The sequence below is a fragment of the Comamonas granuli NBRC 101663 genome (assembly GCF_000739995.1).
Classification (GTDB): Bacteria; Pseudomonadota; Gammaproteobacteria; order Burkholderiales; family Burkholderiaceae_C; genus Simplicispira; species Simplicispira granuli.
In genome coordinates this window covers 44598-68674 of the sequence record NZ_BBJX01000002.1, presented here as the reverse complement: position 1 = coordinate 68674, position 24077 = coordinate 44598, and the positions used below count along the sequence as shown (strand labels likewise).

Sequence of the window (24077 nt, the reverse complement as noted above, 5' to 3'; positions counted from 1 at the left end):
CCCGCAGCACAGGTGAGTCCCATGACCGTTGCCCCTCCCCCTCCCATGAAGCTCTCCGGCCTGGAACCCGTGTTCATCGGCCAGGACAGCCTGTTCGTCAACGTCGGCGAGCGCACCAACGTCACCGGCTCCAAGGCCTTTGCGCGCATGATCCTGAACGATCAGTACGAGCAGGCCCTGTCGGTGGCGCGCCAGCAGGTGGAAAACGGCGCGCAGATCATCGACGTGAACATGGACGAGGCCATGCTCGACAGCAAGGCCGCGATGGTGCGCTTTTTGAACCTCATCGCCTCCGAGCCCGACATCGCCAAGGTGCCGGTGATGGTGGACAGCTCCAAGTGGGAGGTCATCGAGGCCGGCCTGCGCTGCCTGCAGGGCAAGGGCATCGTCAACTCCATCAGCATGAAGGAGGGCGTGGAGGAGTTCAAGCGCCAGGCCACGCTCATCCGCCGCTACGGCGCAGCCGCCGTGGTCATGGCCTTCGACGAGAAGGGCCAGGCCGACACCTTCGCGCGCAAGACCGAGATCTGCGAGCGCGCCTACCGCATCCTGGTCGATGAGGTGGGATTCCCGCCCGAAGACATCATCTTCGACCCCAACATCTTCGCCATCGCCACCGGCATCGAGGAGCACGCCAACTACGCCGTGGACTTCATCGAGGCCGTGCGCTGGATCAAGCAGCACCTGCCGGGCGCCAAGGTATCGGGCGGCGTGTCCAACGTGTCGTTCAGCTTCCGCGGCAACGAGCCGGTGCGCGAGGCCATCCACACCGTGTTCCTGTACCACGCCATCAAGGCCGGCATGGACATGGGCATCGTCAACGCGGGCATGGTCGGCGTGTACGACGACCTGGAGCCCGAGCTGCGCGAGCGCGTGGAGGACGTGGTGCTCAACCGCCGCCCCGACGCGGCCGAGCGCCTGCTGGAGATCGCCGAGGCCGCCAAGGGCGCCGCCAAGGACGACAGCAAGAAGCTGGAATGGCGCGGCACGCCCGAGCATCCGAAAACCGTGGGCGAGCGCCTGTCGCACGCGCTGGTGCACGGCATCACCGACTTCATCGTCGAGGACACCGAGGAGGCCTACCAGCAGATCGTGGTGCAGGGCGGCGGGCGCCCGCTGCACGTCATCGAAGGCCCGCTGATGGACGGCATGAACATCGTGGGCGACCTGTTCGGTGCGGGCAAGATGTTCCTGCCGCAGGTGGTGAAGTCGGCGCGCGTGATGAAGCAGGCCGTGGCCCACCTGATCCCCTACATCGAGGAGGAAAAACGCCAGCAGGAAGCCGCGGGCCTGGACGTGTCGAGCAAGGGCAAGATCGTCATCGCCACCGTCAAGGGCGACGTGCACGACATCGGCAAGAACATCGTCACCGTGGTCCTGCAGTGCAACAACTTCGAGGTCGTGAACATGGGCGTGATGGTGCCCTGCCACGAGATCCTGGCCAAGGCCAAGGCCGAGGGCGCGGACATCATCGGTCTGTCGGGCCTGATCACGCCCAGCCTCGAGGAAATGCAGTACGTGGCCGGCGAGATGCACAAGGACGAGTACTTCCGCATCAAGAAGATCCCGCTGCTGATCGGCGGCGCCACCTGCTCGCGCGTGCACACGGCCGTCAAGATTGCGCCGCAGTACGACGGCCCCGTGGTCTACGTGCCCGACGCCTCGCGCAGCGTGGGCGTGGCGCAAAGCCTGCTGGGCGAGGGCAGGGACGCCTTCCTGGCCGAGGTGCAGGCCGACTACGAGCATGTGCGCACGCTGCACGCTCGCAAGAAGAAGGTGCCGCTGTGGCCGCTGGCGCAGGCGCGCGCCAACGCCACGCCGCTGCGCTTTGACAACCCGCCGCCCGTGGCGCCGCGCGCCCTGGGGCGGCGCGTGTTCCGCAACTTCGATCTGGCCGAGATTGCCAGGTACCTGGACTGGGGGCCGTTCTTCCAGACCTGGGACCTGGCCGGCGCCTACCCCGCCATCCTGCAGGACGAGGTGGTGGGCGAGGAGGCGCGCAAGGTCTATGCCGACGGCCAGGCCATGCTCAAGAAGATCATCGAAGGCCGCTGGCTCACGGCCAACGGCGTGATCGGCCTGTTCCCGGCCAACCGCGTGGGCGACGACATCGAGTTCTACACCGACGAGACGCGCAGCGAGGTCCTCCTGACCTGGTACGGCCTGCGCCAGCAGGCGCAAAAGCAGATGATCGACGGTGTCATGCGCCCCAGCCGCTGCCTGGCCGACTTTGTCGCTCCCAAGGAGTCCGGCATCCGCGACTATGCGGGCCTGTTCGCCGTCACCGCCGGCATCGGCGCGGAGAAGAAGGAGCAGGAATTCCTGGCCGCGCTCGACGACTACAGCAACATCCTGTTCAAGGGCCTGGCCGACCGCCTGGCCGAGGCCTTTGCCGAATGCCTGCACCAGCGCGTGCGCACCGACCTGTGGGGCTACGCGGCGGGCGAGGGCCTGAGCAACGAGGAGCTGATCCAGGAAAAATACCAGGGCATCCGCCCGGCGCCCGGTTATCCCGCCTGCCCGGACCACACGGTCAAGCGCGACCTGTTCCGCGTGCTCGGCGCCCAGGACATCGGCATGGACCTGACAGAGAGCATGGCCATGGTTCCGGCCTCCAGTGTCAGCGGCTTTTACCTGGCCCACCCCCAGGCGACCTACTTCAGCGTGGGCCAGATCGGCGAGGACCAGGTGCAGGACATGGCCCGGCGCCGCGGCATGGACGCCGAGGAACTGCGCCGCCGGCTCGCGCCCAACCTGGGCTGAGCGCCGGCGCTGCCGGGCGGGCGGCGGCGGCCCGCACCGGCCGGCTTGACGCCGCGGCCACCTGGCACGACACTTTTTGGCATCTTCAGCGCAGGAGCGAAGGCATGGCCATGGACCCGGAGCACGGCGACACCTGGGCGCAGCACCTGTGGGCGCTGCTGGCCGAGGCCGCCGCCCTGCCGGAGCCTGCCCTGGGGCCGCACCTCGAGGCGGTCCTGGCCCGCCTGCCCGGCGTGCGCCGCGTGCACTGGCGCGCCGCACCGGCCGCGGGCCCGCTGGCGCCGGCTCGGGTCTTCGACCTGGCCCTGGACGGCCAGGCGCTCGGTGCCCTGTGCCTGGAGCTGCACGACCCGCAGGCCTTTGCCGGCTGCGACCCTCTGTTGGCGCGGTTTGCCCTGGCACTGTCCCATGTGCTGGCGGCGCGCCGCTGGGCGCAGGGCGCGCCGCAGGACCAGGCCCAGGCGCTGCGGCACAGCGAAAAGCGCTTTCGCGACCTGTTCGACCATTCGCCCGATCCGTGCTGGCTCATCGAGAACGGGCAGTTCACCGACTGCAACCACGCTGCCGTGCAGGTGCTGGGCTACACGCGGCGCGACGACATCCTGCGCCATCCCGCGCGCCTCTCGCCCGAATTCCAGCCCGATGGCCGCCCCTCGTTCGAGAAGGCCGAAGAAATGATGCAGCGCGCCCTGCGCGATGGGGTGGTGCGCTTTGAGTGGGAGCACCGGCGTGCCAATGGCGCGTGCTTTCCCGTCGAGGTCACGCTCGCGCGCATCGAGCTGCAGGGGCACGACGCGCTGTACTGCGTGTGGCGCGACATCACCGCGCGCAAGCAGGCGGAACTGCAGGCCTGGCAACTGGCCTTCTTCGACCCGCTCACCGGTCTGCCCAACCGCCGCCTGCTGAGCGACCGGCTGGAGCAAAGCATGGCGGCGAGCGCGCGCAGCGGGCGCTACCGCGCCTTGCTCTACCTGGACCTGGACCACTTCAAGAACCTCAACGACACCCAGGGCCACGACATGGGCGACCGGCTGCTCACCGAAATGGCGCGCCGCCTGGGCACCTGCGTGCGTGCGGGCGACACCGTGGCGCGCATGGGGGGTGATGAATTCGTGCTGCTCGTGCAGCAGCTCGACGAGACGCTGGAGGCCGCCGTCGCCCAGGCCGACCGCATCGCCGCCCAGGTGCTCGAGCAAATGGCCCAGCCCTGCGCCATCGACTCCGTGCTCTACCAGGGCAGCGCCAGCGTGGGCGTCACCATGTTCCTCGGCCACAGCGTCAGCGCGCAGGAGGTGCTCAAGCGCGCCGACCTGGCCATGTACCAGGCCAAGGCCGCGGGGCGCAATACGGTGCGCTTCTTCGACCCGCTGATCCAGGCGCGCATCAGCGCGCGCGCCCGGCTGGAGGCCGAGCTGCGTACTGCCGTGCCGCACGGCGAGCTGGAGCTGCATTTCCAGCCCCAGGTCGATGCCAGCGGGCGCTGCATGGGCGTGGAGGCGCTGCTGCGCTGGCAGCACCCGCAGCGCGGCCTGGTGCCGCCGCAGGAGTTCATCCCGCTGGCCGAGGAAACCGGCCTCATCGTGCCCATGGGCCAGTGGGTGCTGGCCCAGGCCTGCCGCACCCTGGGGGCGTGGCAGGCGGACGCGCGCACCGCCGGCCTGTCCATGGCCGTGAACGTGAGTGCGCGCGAGTTCCACCAGGACGGCTTCGTGGACAAGCTGCGCGCGCTGCTGCAGGCCAGCGCCGTGCCGCCGGCGCTGCTCACGCTGGAGATCACCGAGAGCATGCTGCTCACGCAGATCGAACAGACGATTGCCACCATGAACGAGCTCAAGGCCCTGGGCGTGGGCTTTTCGCTCGACGACTTCGGCACGGGGTATTCCTCGCTCAACTACGTCAAGCGCCTGCCCATCGACCAGATCAAGATCGACAAGTCCTTTGTGCGCGACATCCTCACCGACCCGAACGACGCGGCCATCTGCCGCGCGGTGATCGCCATGGGGCGCAGCCTGGGCCTGCAGACGCTGGCCGAAGGGGTGGAGATCGCGCCGCAGTGGGCGCTGCTGGAGGCCGAGGGCTGCGCCGCCGCCCAGGGCTACCTGTACGCACGCCCCATGCCGCTGGCGGCCCTGCTGGACTGGCTGGAACGCCAGCGCCGGGCCGGGGCGGTCGTCAGCCCGCCTCGGGCGGATGGGGGGCCGCCAGCTCCAGTTGCATGACGATCATGTGCACCAGCGTGGCCACCGTGGGGCGGTGCGTCTCGATGGTGAAATGCGCCGCCTCGCGGTACAGCGGGTCACGCTGGGCGTAGAGTTCGCGCAGGCGCTCCAGCGGGTTGGCCACCTGCAGCAGCGGGCGCGTCTTGTCGTGGCGGATGCGGCGGAAGATGTCGTCGGGCGAGGCGCGCAGGTACAGCACCGTGCCGAAGCGGCGCAGCGCGGCGCGGTTCTCGGGACGCAGCACGGTACCGCCGCCGGTGGAGAGCACCATGCCGCCGCCCTCCTGCGCCACCTGGGCGAGCATCTCGGCTTCCAGTGCGCGAAAACGCTCCTCGCCTTCGGCAGCAAAAAAGGCGCGGATGCTGGTGCCCAGGGACTCCTCGAGCCGCTGGTCCAGGTCCACGAAGGGCACCTTGAGCCGCTGGGCCAGTTGCCGCCCGACGGTGGATTTGCCCGAGCCGGGCATGCCGACGAGCGCGCAGCGCGTGGGGAAGGTTGTAGGCATGGCGGTGTGCATCAAAAGCGCCAGGTCACACCGGCGGTGAGCGTCGTGCCCTGGCTGCGCGGCGCGGCGTTGTCCTGCGTGCGCAGGGCCCCCACAGCGAAGTCCAGGTCCGGGCCGGGGCTGTAGATGGCGCCCAGCTCCACGAAATGCGTGCGCACGCCGTTGCCGTCCGCCTGGCGGCTCTCCAGGCCCAGGTCGGCGACGAGCTGGAACGTGCTCGAGAGCGACCACACGGGGGCGATCGAGACGCGCCGCAGCGTTGCCTGGTCCGCGGCGTTGTGGCTGCGCTCGCGGCCCCAGCCCAGGTTGGCGTGCAGGGCGCCGAAGGGCATCTCCTGGCTCAGAATGGCCGTGAGCTGCGCCGACACCTTGCCCGCGCCCAGGCCGGCGGCCTCGCGCGCCGGGCTGACCGGCAGCAGCAGCTCGGGCTTGAGGGCCAGGCTGGTCCGGCGGGCCGGGCTCTCGCAGAAGCGCCACTTGGCGCCCAGCACTGCGTTGCCCCAGCCGCGGGCGCGGCTGCCGTCGCCGCGCAGGCTTTGGTAGGGCAGGCTGGCGTAGGCGTCCAGCGCCTCGGCCAGGCCGTAGGTGTAGGTCGGCGCCAGGGTGTGCACCGCCGTGCGCCCGGCGCCCGTGTGCAGGCGCCCGCGGCTCCAGGACAGCTCCAGTTGCTGGCCGCCCGCACCCTGGGTGCCGGTGTCGTCGGTGACCAGCGGCTGCAGGGCCAGGGCAGGCAGCGCGGCGCTGGCCGCGGCCAGCAGCGCCAGCGCCGGGCGGAGCAGGGCGGGGCGCAGGCGGCTCATTTCTCGACGAAGGCGCGCTCGATCACGAAGTCGCCGGGGCGCGTGGTATTGCCTTCCTCGAAGTCGCGCTTTTCCAGCAGCGTCTTGAGCGAGGCCAGCATCTCCGGGCTGCCGCACAGCATCACGCGGTCCTCCAGCGGGTTGAGCGCGGGCACGCCCAGGTCGGCGGCCAGCTTGCCGCTCTCGATCAGGGCGGGGATGCGGCCCTGGTGGCGGAAGGGCTCGCGCGTGACCGTGGGGTAGTACTTGAGCTGCTTTTGCACCAGCTCGCCCAGGAACTCGTGCTGCGGCAGCTCCTGGGTGAGGTAGTCGTGGTAGGCCAGCTCGGCCACCTGGCGCACGCCGTGGATCAGGATCACTTCCTCGAACTTCTCGTAGGTGTCGGGGTCGCGGATCACGCTCATGAACGGTGCCAGGCCCGTGCCCGTGGACATGAGGTACAGGCGCTTGGCAGGCAGCAGGTAGTCGATGAGCAGCGTACCCGTGGGCTTCTTGCCCACGATGATGGAGTCGCCCACCTGGATGTGCTGCAGGCGCGAGGTCAACGGGCCGTCGGGCACCTTGATCGACAGGAATTCCAGGTGTTCCTCGTAGTTGGCGCTCACGATGCTGTAGGCGCGCAGCAGCGGCTTGTCGTTCACCTTCAGGCCGATCATGGTGAAGTGCCCGTTGGAAAAGCGCAGGGCCGGATCGCGCGTGGTGGTGAAGGAGAACAGGCGGTCGGTCCAGTGGTGCACGGAAAGGACACGCTCTTCGTGGAATGCGCTCATGGGATGGACGGAGGTTGGATGCAGGAAAAATCGAAAGCCAATAATGGCAATAGCGCTAGTTTCTTCGATTTGTTATTCCGGCAAGGAATAAAACAAAATTCCTCGCCAGGGCGCATTGCAACGCGGGTTTTCCCCTAATTGTCGGGGATTTGCCGGCGCCTGGCGCGCGGGGCCGGCGGGAATTGCGGCCGGGCGTCTGATCTGCGCCAACAAACCGTGCAATGACCGTGATCCAGAGCGCCGCGCGCCCGCCGCGGCGGCGCCCTACCGGGGGGCGGTCACTGCAGCAGGCGGCGGTATTGCATGGCCTCGGCCACGTGCGCCACCTGGGTGGTGCGGGTGCCCGCCAGGTCGGCAATGGTGCGCGCGACCTTCAAGGCACGGTGCGTGGCGCGCGCCGACCAGGCCAGGCGCGCGGCAGCGGTCTGCAGGAATTGCGCGGCTGCCGGTTCGAGCTGGGCATGGGCGTCGATCTCCTGCCCCTGCAGGGCCTGGTTGGTGCGGCCCTGGCGCGCGAGCGCCCGTGCGCGGGCCTGGGCCACGCGCGCGCGCACGGCGGCGCTCGCCTCACCCGGTGGTGCGCCCAGCAGGTCCTGCGGCGCCAGCGCGGGCACTTCCACGTGCAGGTCGATGCGGTCGAGCAGGGGGCCGCTGAGCTTGCCCTGGTAGCGCGCGATCTGTTCGGGTGTGCAGCGGCAGGCACGCTCGCGCGCACCGGCAAAGCCGCAGGGGCAGGGGTTCATGGCGGCGATGAGCTGGAAGCGCGCCGGGAACTCCGCACGCTGGGCCGCCCGGGCGATGGCGATGCGCCCCGTCTCCAGCGGCTCGCGCAGGGCCTCCAGCGCAGCGCGCGCAAACTCGGGCAGCTCATCAAGGAACAGCACGCCATGGTGCGCGAGCGAGATCTCGCCAGGCCGCGGCGGCGAGCCCCCGCCCACCAGGGCCACGGCACTGGCCGTGTGGTGCGGCTGGCAGGTGGGCCTGCGGCCCCAGCCGTCCAGGGCAAAGCGCCCGGCCAGGCTGGCCACGGCGGCGCTCTCCAGCGCCTCCTGTACCTCCATGTCCGGCAGCAGTCCGGCAAAGCGCTGCGCCAGCATGGACTTGCCCGCGCCCGGCGGCCCGGCCATGAGCAGGCTGTGCCCGCCAGCGGCGGCGATCTCCAGCGCGCGCTTGGCGGCGGCCTGGCCTTTCACGTCGGCCAGGTCGGGGTAGCTGCCGGCGCGGTGCGGGGCCTGGGGCGCCAGGCGGGACCAGCCGCCGGCACCGTCGGGTTCGGCGCCGGGGGAGGCCGCCGGATCGGCGGGGGCGAACTGGCGCACCACATCGAGCAGGTGGCGCGCGCGCCAGACCGCCGCTGCGGGCACCAGCGCGGCCTCTTCGGCGCTGTCCGGGGGCAGCACCAGGCGCGCCTGTTCCTGCTGCGTCTGCAGGGCCAGGCTGGTGGCCAGCGCGCCGCGCACGGGGCGCAGTTCGCCCGAGAGCGAGAGCTCGCCCGCAAACTCCCAGCCCGCCAGGCGCGCGGCGTCGATCTGGCCGCTGGCCGCCAGAATGCCCAGGGCGATCGGCAGGTCAAAGCGCCCCGAGTCCTTGGGCAGGTCGGCCGGCGCCAGATTGACGGTGATGCGCTTGTTGTGCGGAAACTCCAGCCCGGCGTTCTGCAAGGCCGAGCGCACGCGCTCGCGTGCCTCCTTCACCTCCACGTCGGCCAGGCCGACCAGGGTGAAGCTCGGCAGGCCATTGGCCAGGTGCACCTCGACGGTGACCGGCGGCGCCGCCAACCCCAGCAGGGCGCGGCTTTGCACCAAAGCGAGGCTCATCGGTGGCGTTCTCCCCAATCGAGTGCACGGTCCAGCCCGCGGCGCATGCACCAGCATGGTGCATTGCAAACGCCGCGGCCCTTGCGCACTGTAGCCGCTGCGGGGCTGGCGCAGTGCGCCGGGCCCCTGCGCAGGCCTGGCATGGTCTGTGCTGTGAGGGCTTACCGCAACAGAACTTCAAAGGAGTGAGCATGAACCACGCATCCCTCAAGGCCCTGGGCCTGGCCCTCGCCGCTGCCCTGCCCCTGGCTGCCAGCGCGCAGCTCACCGGCAACCTGGGCCTGACCACCAACTACAAGTACCGGGGCCAGGACCAGGACGCCAGCAAGGCCCGGGCCGTCAAGCCCGCCGTGCAGGGCGGGCTGGACTACACCTTTGGCGACTCCGGCTGGTACGTGGGCAACTGGAACTCCAGCGTGGACTGGCTGCCCGGCAACTCCATCGAGATGGACCTGTACGGCGGCTACAAATTCAAGGCCGGCGGGCTGGACATGGACCTGGGTGCGCTCACCTACGTCTACCCCGGAAACACCTCGGGCAACACCACCGAGCTCTACGCCGCCGCCACCTGGGGCCCGCTGACGGCGAAGTATTCGCACACCGTCTCCAAGGACTACTTCGGCTGGGCCGGCGCCAAGGCCGGCTCGGGTCGCAAGGGCACGAACACGGGCTACCTGGCCCTCGCGTTCGTCCAGGAAGTCGCGCCTGCGGTCACGCTCAAGGCCTCGGTGGGCTTCACGCGCTTTGCCGGCGACATCCGGGACACGGGTGTGCCCAACTACATGGACTACAGCCTGGGCGCGGCCTACGACTTCGGCGGCGGCCTCTCGCTCGGCGCGGCCGTGGTGGGCGCGAACAAAAAGGCGTATTTCGGCCCGGCCAATCAGTCGCGCCTGATCGTCACCCTGACCAAGACCCTGTGAGGAGGACCTGAAAATGAAAATGGTGACTGCCATCATCAAGCCGTTCAAGCTCGACGAGGTGCGCGAGGCGCTCTCGGACATCGGGGTGCAGGGCATCACGGTGACCGAGGTCAAGGGCTTCGGCCGCCAGAAGGGCCACACCGAGCTGTACCGCGGCGCCGAGTACGTGGTGGACTTCCTGCCCAAGGTGAAGATCGAGGCCGCCGTGGCCGACGCCCTGGTGGAGCATGCCATCGAGGCCATCGAGAGCGCAGCGCGCACCGGCAAGATCGGCGACGGCAAGATCTTCGTCTCCACGCTCGAACAGGTGGTCCGCATCCGCACCGGCGAGACCGGCGAGGACGCCCTCTGAGCCCCACCCCTCCTCCACCGAAAGCGAGAACCGCCATGAAAAAACTCCTGGCTTCCTTCCTCCTGGGGCTGAGCCTGCTGGGCGCGGGGTCGTGGTCCCTGGCCCAGGCGCCGGCCGCGTCCGAACCCGTGGCCGCCAGCGCGGCGGCCGAGCCCCCTGCGGCCCCGGCTGCCGCGCCGGCCCCGGCACCCGCCGAAACCGCCGCCCCTGCCGAGGCCGCGGCGCCCGCGCCCAAGCTCGACACGGGCGATACCGCCTGGATGCTCACCTCCACGCTGCTGGTCATCCTCATGACCATTCCCGGCCTGGCCCTGTTCTACGGCGGCCTGGCGCGCGCCAAGAACATGCTGTCCGTGCTCGTGCAGGTGTTCGTGATCTTCGCCCTCATCAGCGTGCTCTGGGCCCTCTATGGCTACAGCCTCACCTTCGGCGGTGAAGGCCGGTTCTTCGGTGGGCTGGACAAGATGTTCCTCAAGGGCATCGCCCCCGACACCCTCTCGGGCCTGCTGCCCACGATCCCGGAATACGTGTTCGTGGCCTTCCAGTCCACCTTCGCCGCCATCACCGTGGCGCTGATCGTGGGCGCGTTCGCCGAGCGCATCCGCTTCTCCGCCGTGCTGATCTTCTCCGTGCTGTGGTTCAGCTTCAGCTACATCCCCATGGCGCACATGGTCTGGGGTGGCGGCCTGCTGGCCAAGGATGGCGCGCTCGACTTCGCGGGCGGCACCGTGGTGCACATCAACGCCGGCATGGCCGCGCTGGTGGGCGCCTACATGGTGGGCAAGCGCATCGGCTACGGCAGGGAGGCGCTCACGCCCCACAGCCTGACGCTGACCATGGTGGGCGCCTCGCTGCTGTGGGTGGGCTGGTTTGGCTTCAACGCCGGTTCGGCCGGCGCCGCCAACGGCGTGGCCGGCCTGGCCTTCATCAACACCGTGCTGGCCACGGCGGCGGCCACGCTGTCCTGGATCGGCGGCGAGGCGCTGCACAAGGGCAAGGCCTCCATGCTGGGCGCGGCCTCGGGCGCCGTGGCGGGCCTGGTGGCGGTCACGCCGGCCGCCGGCTTCGTGGGCCCCATGGGCTCCATCGTGCTGGGCCTGATCGCCGGCGTGGTCTGCCTCTGGGGCGTCAGCGGCCTCAAGCGCATGCTCGGCGCCGACGATGCGTTCGACGTCTTCGGCGTGCATGGCGTGGGCGGCATCGTCGGCGCCATCCTGACCGGCGTGTTCGCCTCGCAAAACCTGGGCGGCACCGGCGGCCTGACGCCCGATACCTTCTCCGTGGGCGCCCAGGTCTGGATCCAGACCAAGAGCGTGCTCATCACCGTGGTCTGGTCCAGTGGGGTGGCCTTCGTCGCCTACAAGATTGCCGATGCGCTGGTGGGCCTGCGCGTGAGCGAGGAGGCCGAGCGGCAGGGCCTGGACATCTCCTCCCACGGCGAGGCGGCCTACACCCGCTGACCCGTGCACCGGCCCGGGCGACTGGTGGCGCCAGGGCCGGGTGCCATGCCCTGCGACTCCTGGGGCGCTTGGCCCGCCCCCGGCGGGTCTTTTTTTGGGCAAAAATGGCACGCAGGGCTTGTATATCAAGCGCCAGCAGCTATTCAATCAATAGCATTTCGCGGCCTGGCGGGCCTGTGCTGCGTGGCCCCGCCGGAAAACTCACGGCCGCCTTGCAGGAAATTCATGCCGTGCGAGCCTGCGGCCGCGGTGCATCGCCGGCCACCACGGCTTACCATGCAAGGCTATGGACAGTGCCCTTCACACCCTGATCGAACAGGTGCGCGCCGCCGCGGCGCGCCCGGCGCCGCTGCGCATCCGGGGCGGCGGCAGCAAGGATTTTCACGGCGCGGCCGTGCAGGGCGAGCTGCTCGACACCCGTGCCTGCGCCGGCATCGTCGCCTACGAGCCCAGCGAGCTGGTGGTCACCGTGCGCGCCGGCACGCCGCTGGCCGCGCTGGAGGCCGCGCTGGCCGCGCAGCGCCAGTGCCTGCCCTTCGAGCCCCCGCGGCTCGGCCCGGGCGGCACGGTGGGCGGCATGGTGGCGGCCGGGCTGTCGGGCCCGGCGCGCGCCAGCGTGGGGGCCGTGCGCGACTATGTGCTGGGCCTCAAGCTCATCAACGGGCGCGCCGAGCACCTGGCCTTCGGCGGCCAGGTCATGAAGAACGTCGCGGGCTATGACGTCTCGCGCCTCATGGCGGGCGCCTGGGGCACCTTGGGGGTGATCACCGAAGTGAGCCTCAAGGTGCTGCCCGTGGCGCCGGCCGAGGCCACGCTGCGCTTCGAATGCGATCAGGCCGAGGCGCTGCGCCGCCTGCACGCCTGGGGCGGCCAGCCGCTGCCGCTCAACGCGAGCTGCTGGGTACGCGATGCCGGTGTGGACACCCTGTATGTGCGCCTGCGCGGCGCCGCGGCGGCCGTCGAGGCGGCATGCCGCAGCATGGGCGGCGAGCGCCAGCCCGGCGCCGCGGCCGACTGGGATGCCTGCCGCGACCAGACCCTTCCCTGGTTCACCGCCGGGGTGCAGGCCGGGCTGGACCTGTGGCGCCTGTCGCTGCCGGCCACCGCACCCGTGCTGGCGCTGCCGGGCGGCGTGGCGCCGCCGCTCATCGAGTGGCACGGTGCACTGCGCTGGGTGCTGGCCGCACCCGGGCAGGGCGGCGCACTGCGCGCGGCCGCCCGCCAGGCGGGCGGCAGTGCTGCGCTGTTCAGAGCGGCCGACGGCCCGCCGGCCGGGGCTGCGGCGGACGCCGAGGCCCTCTCCCCGGCGCTGCGCGCCCTCCATGCGCGGCTGCGCCAGAGTTTCGACCCCGCCGGCATCTTCAACCCCGGCCGCATGACCGTCTGACATGCGCCGTTTCCGCCATCTCACCGGCCAGCACCGCACGGTGGCCAGCAACCGGCGCCTGGGCCTGCTGCTGGCCTTCAACGCGGGTGCGGTCAACGCCGGCGGCTTCCTCGTGGTCAAGCTCTACACCTCGCACATGACGGGCTTCATCTCCATGCTGGCCGACAACCTGGTGCTGGGCAACATGGTGCTGGTGCTCGGCGCCGTGGGCGCCTTGCTGGCCTTCACCAGCGGCGCCGCGCTCACCGCCATCCTGGTCAACTGGGCGCGTCAGCGCCACCTGCACAGCAGCTATGCGCTGCCGCTGCTGCTGGTGGCGCTGCTCATGCTGGTGTTCGGCCTGGTCGGCGCGGTCACGCTCAACTGGCGCACGCCGTTTGCCGTGCCGGTCACCGTGCTGCTGCTGTCCTTCATCATGGGCTTGCAGAACGCCACGGTGACCAAGATGTCCTCGTCGCAGATCCGCACCACGCACATGACCGGCGTGGTCACCGACCTGGGCATCGAGCTGGGCAAGATGCTGTACTGGAACCGCAGCGGCAGCCCGCCCGAGCAGCAGGTGCGCGCCAACCGCCAGCGCGTGGGCCTGTTCGCCGGGCTGCTGGGCATGTTCCTGGTCGGCGGCATCGCCGGCGCGGCCGGGTTCAAGCACGTGGGCTTCGTCTTCGTGGTGCCGCTGGCGCTGATCCTGTGCGCGCTGGCGCTGCCCCCGCTGTGGATCGACCGGGCCCGCCTGCGCGCGCCGGGCCGCCGCGCGGCGCAGGGCGCGCCGGCCCACCCCTCCCGGCACGCGCCGCCGGCACCCTGACCTTCCGCTCCCGGACGCCCCATGCAAACCCAACTGGCCCCCGAATTCCAAGGCACGCCCGAAGGCAGCGAGGCCGAAGCCATCCTGCGCAAATGCGTGCACTGCGGCTTCTGCACCGCCACCTGTCCCACCTACCAGCTCCTCGGCGACGAGCTCGACGGCCCGCGCGGGCGCATCTACCTCATCAAGCAGGTGCTCGAAGGCGCCGCGCCCACGCGCAGCACGCAGTTGCACCTGGACCGGTGCCTGACCTGCCGCAACTGCGAGAGCACCTGCCCCAGCGGCGTGGAGTACGGCCACCTGGTGGACATCGGCCGCAGGATCGTGGACGAAAAAGTGCCGCGCCCGGCGGGCGAGCGCGCGCTGCGCTGGGCGCTCAAGGAGGGGTTGCCCTCGCCCCTGTTCGGCCCGGCCATGAAGATGGGCCAGGCCGTGCGCGGCCTGCTGCCCGCGGGCCTGCGCGCCAAGGTGCCCGCACCCGAGGCGCCCGGCGCCCTGCCCACGCGCGAGCACGCGCGCAAGGTGCTGCTGCTGGAGGGCTGCGTGCAGCCCGCCATGATGCCGGGCATCCACGGCGCCACCGTGCGCGTGCTCGACGCGGCGGGCATCCAGGCCCTCGTGGCGCGCGAGGCCGGCTGCTGCGGCGCGGTCAAGTTCCACCTCAACGACCAGGCCGGCGGCCTGGCGCAGATGCGCGCCAACATCGACGCATGGTGGCCCTTTGTGGAGCGCGGCGCCGTCGAGGCCATCGTCATGAACGCCTCGGGCTGCGGCGTCACCGTCAAGGAATACGGCCACCTGCTGCGCCACGACCCGCAGTACGCCGAGAAGGCGGCGCGCGTGAGCCAGCTCACGCGCGACCTCTCCGAGCTGCTGCCCGACATCGCCCCGGCCCTGCAAGGCCGGCTGCGCAACATTCCCCAGGGCGTGGTGGCGTTCCATCCGCCCTGCACGCTGCAGCACGGCCAGAAGCTGCGCGGCGGCGTGGAGCAGCACCTGCGCGCGCTGGGCTTCGACCTGCGCCTGCCGGCCGAGTCGCACCTGTGCTGCGGCTCCGCGGGCACCTATTCGGTGCTGCAGGCAGCGCTGTCGGAGCAACTGCGCACGCGCAAGCTCGGCCACCTGGGGGCGCTTGCGCCCGCGGTCATCGTCTCGGCCAACATCGGCTGCATCACGCACCTGCAGGCCGGCACCGACACGCCCGTGCGCCACTGGGTGCAGGTGCTGGACGAGGCCCTGTGCTGAGAAGGTGTGAACGAACCCACCATGCCCGCTCATCCCGCCACAACACACCCGCTCGGCGTTGCAAATGCTCGCCATAGCACGGGCTATGGCTGCGCTTTGCGCCTTGATCGGCCGCGTTGTGACGGCCTGCTCGGGCACGCCGGATTCATTCACACCTTCTGAGCGGTGGGCGCGGGGCTGGCATGATGGAGGGTTTGTTGCCCCAGTCCGAACCTGCCATGACCGATACCGTGCCGCCCGCCGACACCCGTGCTCCCCAGCCCGCGGGGGCCCACAGCGCACCGCGCCCGGCGCGTGCGCGCCGCCGCGCCCCCGGCGCGCCTGCCGCGGCCGCGCCTGCGCGCGCCGCCGCCCGCCCCGTGCCGCCCGCGCTGCAGGCCCTCGCCGGCCTGTACCCGCGCCTGTTCGGCGAGGCGCCGCTGCCGCTCAAGCGCGGCATCTTCGACGACCTGCTCGCCGCCCACCCGGAGCAGTTCGAGCGCGAGGCGCTCAAGCAGGCGCTGGGCGTGCACACGCGCTCCACGCGCTACCTGCAGGCCGTGGCCGCAGGCCAGCCGCGGCACGACCTGCAGGGCCAGAGCGTCGAGCCCATGGCGCCCGAGCATGTGCACCACGCGCTGTGGGAGCTGTACCGCCGCCGCCAGGAGCGCGGCGGCGAGGAGTGGCGCAGCAAGATCCGCACGCGCATGGCGCGCGCCATCGAGGCCAGCGGCCTGGCGCGCGAGGACTACTGCGCGCGCGTGCACATCCGCGACGCCGCGGCCCAGGCCCTGCTCGACGAGGCCCTGGCCGAGCTCAGCGCCCTGCATGCGCGCGAGGAGGCGCTGCTGCGCGCCTTCGAGGCCAGCGGCCAGAGCGTGGAGGCCTTTGCCGGCATGTACGGCATGGACCCGCGCGTGGCCGAGCGCAGCCTGCAGCGCGCGCGCCAGCGCCACGCCGCCTGAGCGGAAAACACCCCGGGCCGCGCCGCGCGGTCAGCCTGGCGCAGCCGGCGCTGCAGCCGCGGGCGTGCCCTCGCCCTGCAGCACCACGCGGTTGCGCCCGCCCGACTTGGCCGCGTACAGCGCGATGTCGGCACGCTCCAGAATGCGGTCCAAGGGCTCACCTGGCCTGGACAGCGCCACGCCGATGGACACCGTCACCTGCACGCTGCGTCCGCCGCACGCCAGCGCCATGGCCTGCACGTTGGCGCGCACGCGCTCGAGCAGGCCCAGCGTGTTGGCGGCGTCGCTGTCGTAGAGCATGAGCACGAACTCCTCCCCGCCCCAGCGCGCCAGCACGTCCGTCTTGCGCACCGTGGCCTGCACGGTGCGCGCAAACGCCTGCAGCACCTGGTCGCCTGCGGCATGGCCCTCGGTGTCGTTGATGGCCTTGAAGTGGTCCAGGTCCAGCAGAGCCAGCACCAGCGGCCGCCCGGCGCGTTCGCAGCGCTGGTGCTCCATGCCGATGAGCTCGGCCATGTGCCGGCGGTTGACCAGCCCGGTGAGCTCGTCGTGCGTGGCCAGGTGGCTGATGCGCTCCAGCGCGTCCGAGAGCTGGCGCTTTTGCTGCGTCAGCCGCCGCCGGATGTGCTGCAGCCGGATGGCGATGAAGGTGCTGCCCATCAGCACCAGCACGATCATGGCGCCATGCCCGGCCTCCAGCGCGGGGGAGTGACCGGGCTCGTCGAGCACCGCCACGGCGGCGAGGGCGGCGGCAAACACCAGCAGGGCGTAGACCATGTTCGCGGCCAGTTGCCGCGCCGTCATGCCGAAGATGCCGAACATCAGCACCAGCGACAGAATCGCCGGGGTGACGCCGCGCGCCGGCCCCAGCAGCACGTAGGCGGCGGCGTTGCAGGCCAGCGCGTAGCGGATCTGCCACTGCGTCATCGACGGGTCCCGCAGGCGGCGCGACCAGCCGCTGCGGATCAGCACCAGCACCGCGGCCAGCCCGCCCCAGGCGCACAGCGCCCACCACCAGGCCCAGTCCTTGCGCCCGAAACCGGCGTGCACCAGCAGCAGCACCACCACGATGCACAGCGCCATCAAGAGCACGGCGAACGCGGCCATCACCATGCGGATGCGCATGTCCGGCTCGGTGCCCAGCAGCCAGTCGGCCAGGCGTCGCAAGGGCGCTTGCAGGTCCATCGGTTCCTTTGCTCCAGGGGCGCCCCCCGGTTCCTGGACCGGGGCAGCGGTCCTATCATGGCGTGCACTGCCCCCACCGGGTAGCACCTGGGGCTGCGAAGGTGGTGCCAACACAACATATCCGGGCGCAGGCAGGCCTTTTGGCGACAGGAGAAGCCCATGTCCTCTGACAACGACACCCCCCGCGCCCCCGGGCGCCTGGCGCTGCCCGCCATGGCGGTGCTGGCGCTGGCCTTCGGGCTGCTCACGCTGCAGCAGGGCGGCAGCGTGCTCTTCGGCGGCGCCGCGGCGCGTGCCGCGGCCGGGGCCTATGTGCCCTTTGTGCTGTGGTTCAACTTCTGCGCGGGCTTTGCCTATGTGCTGGCGGGTGTGGGCTTGGCGCTGCGCCGGCGCTGGGCGGCGCCGCTGGCCGCCCTGATCGCCGTGGCCACGGCGCTGGCCTTCGCCGCCCTGGGGGTGCACATCGCACGGGGCGGCGCGTACGAGATGCGCACCGTGGCCGCCATGGCGCTGCGCACGGCCGTCTGGGCCCTGCTGGCCTGGCTGGCCTTCAGGCGCCTGGTGCGCCCGCAGGGCTTGCAGTAGCTATCGAAATAATAGCTGCTCGCGCTTGTCATACGGGCGTTATGGCGGTTTTTTGCTACAACCAGCCGGACCGGCGAAAGCGCCGGTACAGCAGCACCCCGGCGCTGACGATGGCTGCCAGCGCCATGGGGTAGCCGTAGGCCCACTTCAGCTCGGGCATGTGCTCGAAATTCATGCCCCAGATGCCCGCCATGGCCGTGGACACGGCGAAGATCGCGGCCCAGGCCGCCAGGCGCTTGGTGGTCTCGGACTCCTCGATGGTCACCATGGACAGATTCACCTGGATGGCCGTGCCGATGGTGTCGCGGATGGTGTCTATGCTGCTCTGGATGCGCGCCAGGTGGTCGTGCACGTCGCGGAAGTAATCCTGCGTGCCGGTGCACACCTCGGGCACGCGCCCGCCGTGCAGCTTGCTCGCCACCTCCATGAGCGGCGCCACCGCGTGGCGCAGGTCCGTGGTGCGGCGCTTGAGCGCGTAGAGCCGCTCGATGGAGCCGCGCGCCGCGCCGCGCTCGAAGATGGCCTGCTCGATCTGCTCGAGCTCCGCTTCGAAGTCATCGATGAGCGGGAAGTAGCGGTCCACCACTGCGTCCATGAGCGCGTAGAACACAAAGCCAGCGCCCAGGCGCAGCAGCAGGGGCTCGCGCTCGCAGCGCGCGCGCACGCCCAGGAAGTCCTGCGTGCTGCGCGTGCGCACCGAGAGCACGAAGTTGTGGCCCACGAACACCGCCAGTTCGCCCACGTTCAGGGCGTCCTCGCCCGGCTCCACCAGGTGCATCACGGCGAACAGCGTGTCGCCGTAGGCCTCCAGCTTGGGGCGCTGCAGGCCCTTGATGGCGTCCTCCACCGCCAGGTCGTGCAGGCCGAATTCCTCCTGCATCCAGTGCAGCTCCTCGGGCGTGGGGTCGCGCAGCGCCACCCAGACGAAGGTCTCGGGCCGCGCCAGCCATTCGCTGATGGCGTGCACGTCGATGTCGGCGAGCTTGCGGCCGTTCTCGTAGGCAACACAGTTGAGGAGCATGGTGGGCAGTGGGGTCGGGTCAGGGAATGCGGGCGGGCGCTGCGCGCTGGCCCGATTGTGGACTCAACCGCGCCCGGCCATGCGCGCCACCTGCGCGCACACGCTGTCGCACAGGGCGTGGACCGAGGCGTCCGCGCAGCGGTACCAGGCGTGCTGCCCGCGCATCTCGCGCTGCACCAGGCCGTGGCGCATGAGCAGCGCCAGGTGGCGCGAGACGTTGGCCGCGCTGCAGCCGCACAGCCCGGCCAGCTCGCCCACCGTGCGCTCGCCCTGGCCGATCCACTGCAGCAGGGCCAGGCGCGTGGGCTCGCCCAGCGCATGGAAATGCGCTGCCACCGGCTCCAGCAGCGCGTCTGGCACCAGCGGTCCGCCGCGGGGGCGGGAAGAACCAGCGGGAGGGTGGTTATTCAACTTGTTGACTATTTAACTATTTGCGCAAATAATAGTTCAACACCGCCCCGGAAACAAGCCCGCCCGCGCCGTCAGGGCACACCAACAAGAACGCAGGAAATCCACCATGTTCAAGACCGTTTCTCCCCAGGCCTTGCTGGCGCTTGCGCTGGCACTGCCCCTTGGCGCCGCGGCCGCGGCGCTGCCCAGCGAGCCCGCCCAGGCCGTGCGCGGCGCCGGGCGCCAGAGCTACGATGGCGTGGTCGAGGCCCAGCGCCAGACCGCCGTGGCCGCGCAGGTGAGCGGCGCCGTGGTCGAGCTGGCCGTGAAGGCGGGCGACCGCGTGCAGGCCGGCCAGTTGCTGCTGCGCATCGACGCGCGCACCGCCGACCAGAGCGCCGCCGCCGTGGACGCCCAGGTGCAGGCCGCGCGCGCCGGGCTGGACGTGGCCACGCGCGAGTACGAGCGCCAGAAGCAGCTCTTCGCCAAGAAGTACATCAGCCAGGCCGCGCTCGAGCGCGCCGAGGCCGAATACCGCGCCGCCAGCGCCCAGGTGCACGCCCAGTCGGCCCAGGCCGGCGCGGCGCGCACGCAGACCGGGCTGCACGTGGTGCGCGCGCCGTATGCCGGCATCGTCGCCGAGGTGCCCGTGGCCCTGGGCGACATGGCCCTGCCGGGCCGGCCGCTGCTCACGCTGTACGACCCGGCGGCCCTGCGCGTGACCGCCGCCGTGCCGCAATCGGCCCTGGGCGCCGCAGACGCGGCCGAGGGCGTGCGCGCCGAGCTGCCGGGCCTGCCCGCCGACCAGCAATGGCCCGCGCCCGTGCGCGTGCAGGTGCTGCCCACGGTGGACCCGGCCACGCACACGCTGCAGGTGCGCGCCGAGCTGCCCGCCGGGCTGGCGGCGGTGCGCCCGGGCATGTTCGCGCGCCTGTGGCTGCCGGGCGGTGCAGGGGCCGACGCGCCCGCGCGCATCACCGTGCCGCGCCAGGCCATCGTGCGCCGCGCCGAGCTGACCGGCCTGTACGTGCTGGCGCCCGATGGCAAGCCGCAGCTGCGCCAGGTGCGCCTGGGCCGCACCGAGGGCGAGCGCGTGGAAGTGCTCAGCGGCGTGGCCGCGGGCGAGGCCGTGGTGACTGCGCCGCAGCAGGCGGCGCGCCAGCGCTGAAGGACGGGCCATGGCCAAGACCTCCCCTTCCTCTGCCCTGGGCATTTCGGGCCGCATCGCGGCGTTCTTCCAGGCGGCGCAGATCACGCCGCTGCTGGCGCTGGTGGCGCTGCTGCTGGGCGTGTTCGCCGTGCTGGTCACTCCGCGCGAGGAGGAGCCGCAGATCAACGTGACCATGGCCAACGTGCTCATCCCCTTCCCTGGGGCGGGCGTGCGCGACGTGGAACAGATGGTCGCCATCCCGGCCGAGCAGGTGCTGTCGCAGATCAGCGGCACCGAGCACGTGATGTCGGTCTCGCAGCCCGGCATGGCCGTGATCACCGTGCAGTTCAAGGTCGGCGTGCCGCGCACCGAGGCGCTGGTGCGCCTGCACGACACGGTGCAGGCCAACGCCGACTGGCTGCCACGCAACCTGGGCGTGCAGGAGCCCATCATCAAGCCCAAGGGCATCGACGACGTGCCCATCGTCACCCTCACCCTGTACAGCGAACGCCCCGAGGCCGGCCCCTACGACCTGGAGCGCGTGGCGCACAGCCTGGAGGCGGACATCAAGCGCGTGCCCGGCACGCGCGAGGTGCGCACGCACGGCGGGCCGGGGCGCGCCGTGCTGGTGGAGATGGACCCCACGCGCATGGCCGGCATGGGCGTGACCGTGGACGATCTGCGGCGCGCCCTGCAGTCGGCCAACCAGGGCCTGCAGCTCGGCGAGCTGCTCGCCGGCAACCGGGCCGTGCAACTGGAGGCCGGACCCTTTCTGCGCGACGCGCAGGAGGTGGGCGAGCTGGTCGTGGGCGTGCGCGCGGGCAAGCCCGTGTTCCTGCGCGAGGTCGCGCAGGTGCGCGACGGCCCCCTGCCGAGCGCGCAGTATGTCTGGCACGGCACGGCCGGGCAGGGTGCGGCCGAGTACCCGGCGGTGACCCTGTCCATCACCAAGAAGCCGGGCGAGAACGCCATCGACGTGGCCAACGCCGTGATGCAGCGCGTGCAGCAGCTGCAGGGCACCGTGATCCCGGCCGACGTGCAGGTGGCCGAGACGCGCAACTACGGCGCCACGGCCGACGACAAGGCCAGCAAGCTCATCCAGAAGCTGCTGTTCGCCACGGCCTCGGTGGTGGCGCTGGTGTTCCTTGCCCTGGGCCGGCGCGAGGCCGCCATCGTGGGCGCGGCCGTGGTGCTCACGCTCACGGCCACGCTGTTCGCCTCCTGGGCCTGGGGCTTCACGCTCAACCGCGTGTCGCTGTTCGCGCTCATCTTCTCCATCGGCATCCTGGTGGACGACGCCATCGTGGTGGTCGAGAACATCCACCGCCACCAGGCGCTGCACCCGGACAAGACGCTGCTGCAGCTCATCCCCGGCGCGGTCGACGAGGTCGGCGGCCCCACCATCCTGGCCACGCTCACCGTGATCGCCGCCCTGCTGCCCATGGCCTTCGTGAGCGGGCTCATGGGGCCGTACATGAGCCCCATCCCCATCAACGCCAGCATGGGCATGCTGCTGTCGCTGGCCATTGCCTTCGTCGTCACGCCCTGGCTCGCGCGCCTGTGGATGAAGGAGCACGGCGCGGGCGCCGCGCACGCTGCGCCCGCCGGCATGGCCGCGCGCATCACGCCGTTGTTCACGCGCATCTTCACGCCGCTGCTCGACGAGCGCGCGGGCGGGCGCAACCGCGGCCTGCTGGGCCTGGCGGTGGCGGGCCTGATCGCGCTGTCCGTGGCGCTGCCCGCCATCGGCTGGGTACAGCTCAAGATGCTGCCCTTCGACAACAAGTCCGAATTCCAGGTCGTGGTGGACATGCCCGCGGGCACGCCCGTGGAGCAGACCGCCGCCGTGCTGCACGCGCTGGGCGCGCACCTGGCCACGGTGCCCGAGGTCACGCACTACCAGGCCTACGCGGGCACGGCCGCGCCCATCAACTTCAACGGCCTGGTGCGCCAGTACTACCTGAGGAGTGGCGGCAGCGTGGGCGACATCCAGGTCAACCTGGTGGACAAGCACGCGCGCAAGGACCAGAGTCACGCCATCGCCATGCGCGAGCGCGCGGCGCTGCAGGCGATCGGCCAGCGCCTGGGCGCCAACGTCAAGGTGGTCGAAGTGCCGCCGGGGCCGCCCGTGCTCTCGCCCATCGTCGCCGAGGTGTATGGGCCGGACGCGCAGGGCCGCCGGCAGGTGGCCCAGGCCGTGCGCCAGGCGCTGGCGCAGACCGAGGGCCTGGTGGACGTGGACGACAGCAGCATCGCCGACGCGCCGCGCCGCCTGCTGCTCGTGGACCGGCGCAAGGCCGCGCTGCTGGGCGTGCCGCAGCAGGCCATCGTGAGCACGCTGCGCGCGGGCCTGGCGGGCGAGCCGGTGGCCTACCTGCACGACCAGAGCAAGTACCCCGCCGCCGCCACGCTGCAGTTGCCGGCCACGCTGCACGGCGACCTCGACGCGCTGCTGCAGCTCACCGTGCGCACGGCCGCGGGCGCGCAGGTGGCGCTGCGCGAACTGGTCAACGTGAGCGACAGCCTGCGCGAGCAGCCCATCCACCACAAGGACCTGCTGCCCGTGAACTACGTCGTGGCCGACATGGCGGGCCGCGTGGACAGCCCGCTGTACGGCATGTTCCAGGCGCGCAGCGCCATTGCGCAGATCACCGCGCCCGACGGCGCCCGCGTGGAGGAGTTCTTCATTCGCCAGCCCAGCGACGCCTGGCGCGGCTACGCGCTCAAGTGGGACGGCGAGTGGCAGATCACCTACGAGACCTTTCGCGACATGGGCGCCGCCTACGCCGTGGGCCTGATCCTGATCTACCTGCTGGTGGTGGCGCAGTTCGGCAGCTACCTCACGCCGCTGATCATCATGGCGCCCATCCCGCTGACCATCATCGGCGTGATGCCGGGCCACGCCATCCTGGGCGCGCAGTACACGGCCACCAGCATGATCGGCATGATCGCGCTGGCCGGCATCATCGTGCGCAACTCCATCCTGCTGGTGGACTTCATCAACCTGCAGGTGCGCGCGGGCGTGCCCTTCGAGCGCGCCATCGTGCAGTCGGCCATCACGCGCGCCCAGCCCATCCTGCTGACCGGCGTGGCCGCCATGCTGGGGGCCTTCTTCATCCTCGACGACCCCATCTTCAACGGCCTGGCGATCTCGCTGATCTTCGGCATCGCCGTCTCCACCGTGCTCACGCTGGTGGTCATCCCGCTGCTGTACTACGTCGCCTACCGCCACCGGCTGGAGCGCCTGGCGGCGCCGCACGGCGCTTGAATGCTATCGAATATCTAGCTGCTCACGCTTGATCCATAAGCCTTAGAGCCCGAAAACACCATGAATACCACGTACCAGGACATCACCCGCACCACCTCGGCCCAGCTCGCGCGCCTGCGCACCGACATCCCGGCCACGCTGCGCGGCTTCTCCGCCATGGCGCAGGCCGCCACCGAGGACGGCGCGCTCGACAAGACCACCAAGGAGCTCATCGCCATCGCCCTGTCGGTGGCCGCACGCTGCGACCCCTGCGTGGGCTACCACGCCAAGGCGCTGGTGGAGCTCGGCGCGACGCGTGCGCAGGTCGCCGAGGCGCTGGGCATGGCCGTCTACATGGGCGGCGGCCCCTCGCTGATGTACGCCGCCAAGGCCTCGGCCGCGTTCGACGAATTCGCCGCACTGGTGCAGGGGAGCCCGGCATGAGCTGCCCCTGCTGGGCGCGCCATGGCGCCGCCCTGGTCCGATGGATCCAGACCCTGCTCAGC

20 protein-coding genes are annotated in these 24077 nt (G+C 71.1%); 13 read left to right on the top strand and 7 right to left on the bottom strand.

Features of this window, described 5'->3' with window-relative positions; genetic code table 11:
• The first annotated feature begins 21 nt into the window (after positions 1-21).
• The gene (gene metH / locus CGR01S_RS02035; RefSeq protein ID WP_084690518.1) at positions 22-2763 is read left to right on the top strand and encodes a methionine synthase; all 2742 of its coding nucleotides are present in this window, start codon (positions 22-24) and stop codon (positions 2761-2763) included.
• Between the two features lie 104 nt (positions 2764-2867).
• Positions 2868-4982, top strand: coding sequence for a putative bifunctional diguanylate cyclase/phosphodiesterase (locus CGR01S_RS02030; protein ID WP_052382474.1), 2115 nt, complete (start codon positions 2868-2870; stop codon positions 4980-4982).
• Here the strand turns inward: CGR01S_RS02030 and CGR01S_RS02025 are convergent.
• From CGR01S_RS02025 to CGR01S_RS02010, 4 genes are all read right to left on the bottom strand, one after another.
• Positions 4936-5487 carry a shikimate kinase gene (locus CGR01S_RS02025; RefSeq protein WP_042422307.1) on the bottom strand — a complete coding sequence of 184 codons (552 nt, stop codon included), beginning with the start codon at positions 5485-5487 and terminating at the stop codon, positions 4936-4938. The genes CGR01S_RS02030 and CGR01S_RS02025 overlap by 47 nt on opposite strands.
• Positions 5488-5498: 11 nt before the next feature.
• Positions 5499-6287, bottom strand: a complete 789-nt coding sequence (locus tag CGR01S_RS02020; protein WP_052382473.1) for a transporter — start codon at positions 6285-6287, stop codon at positions 5499-5501.
• Complete coding sequence (locus tag CGR01S_RS02015; RefSeq protein WP_042421890.1) at positions 6284-7057, bottom strand: ferredoxin--NADP reductase; 774 nt, start codon at positions 7055-7057, stop codon at positions 6284-6286. The genes CGR01S_RS02020 and CGR01S_RS02015 overlap by 4 nt, the downstream gene beginning before the upstream one ends.
• A 278-nt stretch (positions 7058-7335) precedes the next feature.
• On the bottom strand, positions 7336-8874 hold the full coding sequence (locus tag CGR01S_RS02010; RefSeq protein WP_042421888.1) for a YifB family Mg chelatase-like AAA ATPase: 1539 nt from the start codon (positions 8872-8874) through the stop codon (positions 7336-7338).
• Between the two features lie 191 nt (positions 8875-9065).
• Between CGR01S_RS02010 and CGR01S_RS02005 the strand changes: the two genes are divergently transcribed.
• The 7 genes from CGR01S_RS02005 (at position 9066) to CGR01S_RS01975 (ending at position 15993) form a co-directional block, all read left to right on the top strand.
• Positions 9066-9797: a TorF family putative porin gene (locus CGR01S_RS02005; RefSeq protein ID WP_042421886.1), complete on the top strand. Its 732-nt coding sequence runs from the start codon at positions 9066-9068 to the stop codon at positions 9795-9797.
• Positions 9798-9810: 13 nt separating this feature from the next.
• On the top strand, positions 9811-10149 hold the full coding sequence (gene glnK, locus CGR01S_RS02000) for a P-II family nitrogen regulator (RefSeq protein WP_042421885.1): 339 nt from the start codon (positions 9811-9813) through the stop codon (positions 10147-10149).
• 35 nt (positions 10150-10184) lie between these two features.
• Positions 10185-11609, top strand: a complete 1425-nt coding sequence (amt, locus tag CGR01S_RS01995; RefSeq protein WP_042421883.1) for an ammonium transporter — start codon at positions 10185-10187, stop codon at positions 11607-11609.
• A gap of 286 nt (positions 11610-11895) precedes the next feature.
• Positions 11896-12996, top strand: a complete 1101-nt coding sequence (gene glcE, locus CGR01S_RS01990) for a glycolate oxidase subunit GlcE (protein ID WP_042421882.1) — start codon at positions 11896-11898, stop codon at positions 12994-12996.
• A gap of 1 nt (position 12997) precedes the next feature.
• Entirely contained in the window at positions 12998-13804 is an 807-nt protein-coding gene (locus CGR01S_RS01985) for a YoaK family protein (RefSeq protein ID WP_042421881.1), read from the top strand.
• A gap of 21 nt (positions 13805-13825) precedes the next feature.
• Complete coding sequence (glcF, locus tag CGR01S_RS01980) at positions 13826-15049, top strand: glycolate oxidase subunit GlcF (protein ID WP_042421880.1); 1224 nt, start codon at positions 13826-13828, stop codon at positions 15047-15049.
• Between the two features lie 218 nt (positions 15050-15267).
• Positions 15268-15993: a ProQ/FINO family protein gene (locus CGR01S_RS01975; protein WP_245616738.1), complete on the top strand. Its 726-nt coding sequence runs from the start codon at positions 15268-15270 to the stop codon at positions 15991-15993.
• Positions 15994-16023: 30 nt separating this feature from the next.
• On the opposite strand, the gene CGR01S_RS01970 is transcribed toward CGR01S_RS01975, so the two are convergent.
• A complete protein-coding gene (locus tag CGR01S_RS01970; protein ID WP_052382472.1) occupies positions 16024-17178 on the bottom strand; it encodes a GGDEF domain-containing protein in 1155 nt (384 codons plus the stop codon).
• A gap of 159 nt (positions 17179-17337) precedes the next feature.
• Here CGR01S_RS01970 and CGR01S_RS01965 point away from each other — a divergent pair, with 159 nt between their 5' ends.
• Positions 17338-17763 carry a hypothetical protein gene (locus CGR01S_RS01965; protein WP_042421878.1) on the top strand — a complete coding sequence of 142 codons (426 nt, stop codon included), beginning with the start codon at positions 17338-17340 and terminating at the stop codon, positions 17761-17763.
• Positions 17764-17818: 55 nt separating this feature from the next.
• On the opposite strand, the gene corA is transcribed toward CGR01S_RS01965, so the two are convergent.
• Positions 17819-18784, bottom strand: coding sequence for a magnesium/cobalt transporter CorA (gene corA, locus CGR01S_RS01960; protein WP_042421877.1), 966 nt, complete (start codon positions 18782-18784; stop codon positions 17819-17821).
• 63 nt (positions 18785-18847) lie between these two features.
• Complete coding sequence (locus tag CGR01S_RS01955; protein ID WP_369345545.1) at positions 18848-19144, bottom strand: ArsR/SmtB family transcription factor; 297 nt, start codon at positions 19142-19144, stop codon at positions 18848-18850.
• 157 nt (positions 19145-19301) lie between these two features.
• Between CGR01S_RS01955 and CGR01S_RS01950 the strand changes: the two genes are divergently transcribed.
• The 3 genes from CGR01S_RS01950 to CGR01S_RS01940 are packed head-to-tail and all read left to right on the top strand — an operon-like array spanning position 19302 to position 24015.
• Positions 19302-20342 (top strand): efflux RND transporter periplasmic adaptor subunit, encoded by a 1041-nt coding sequence (locus CGR01S_RS01950; protein WP_042421876.1) that lies wholly within the window; start codon positions 19302-19304, stop codon positions 20340-20342.
• A 10-nt stretch (positions 20343-20352) separates the two neighbouring features.
• Positions 20353-23592 (top strand): efflux RND transporter permease subunit, encoded by a 3240-nt coding sequence (locus CGR01S_RS01945; protein ID WP_042421875.1) that lies wholly within the window; start codon positions 20353-20355, stop codon positions 23590-23592.
• A gap of 60 nt (positions 23593-23652) precedes the next feature.
• Positions 23653-24015, top strand: a complete 363-nt coding sequence (locus CGR01S_RS01940; protein ID WP_042421874.1) for a carboxymuconolactone decarboxylase family protein — start codon at positions 23653-23655, stop codon at positions 24013-24015.
• Positions 24016-24077 lie beyond the last annotated feature (62 nt).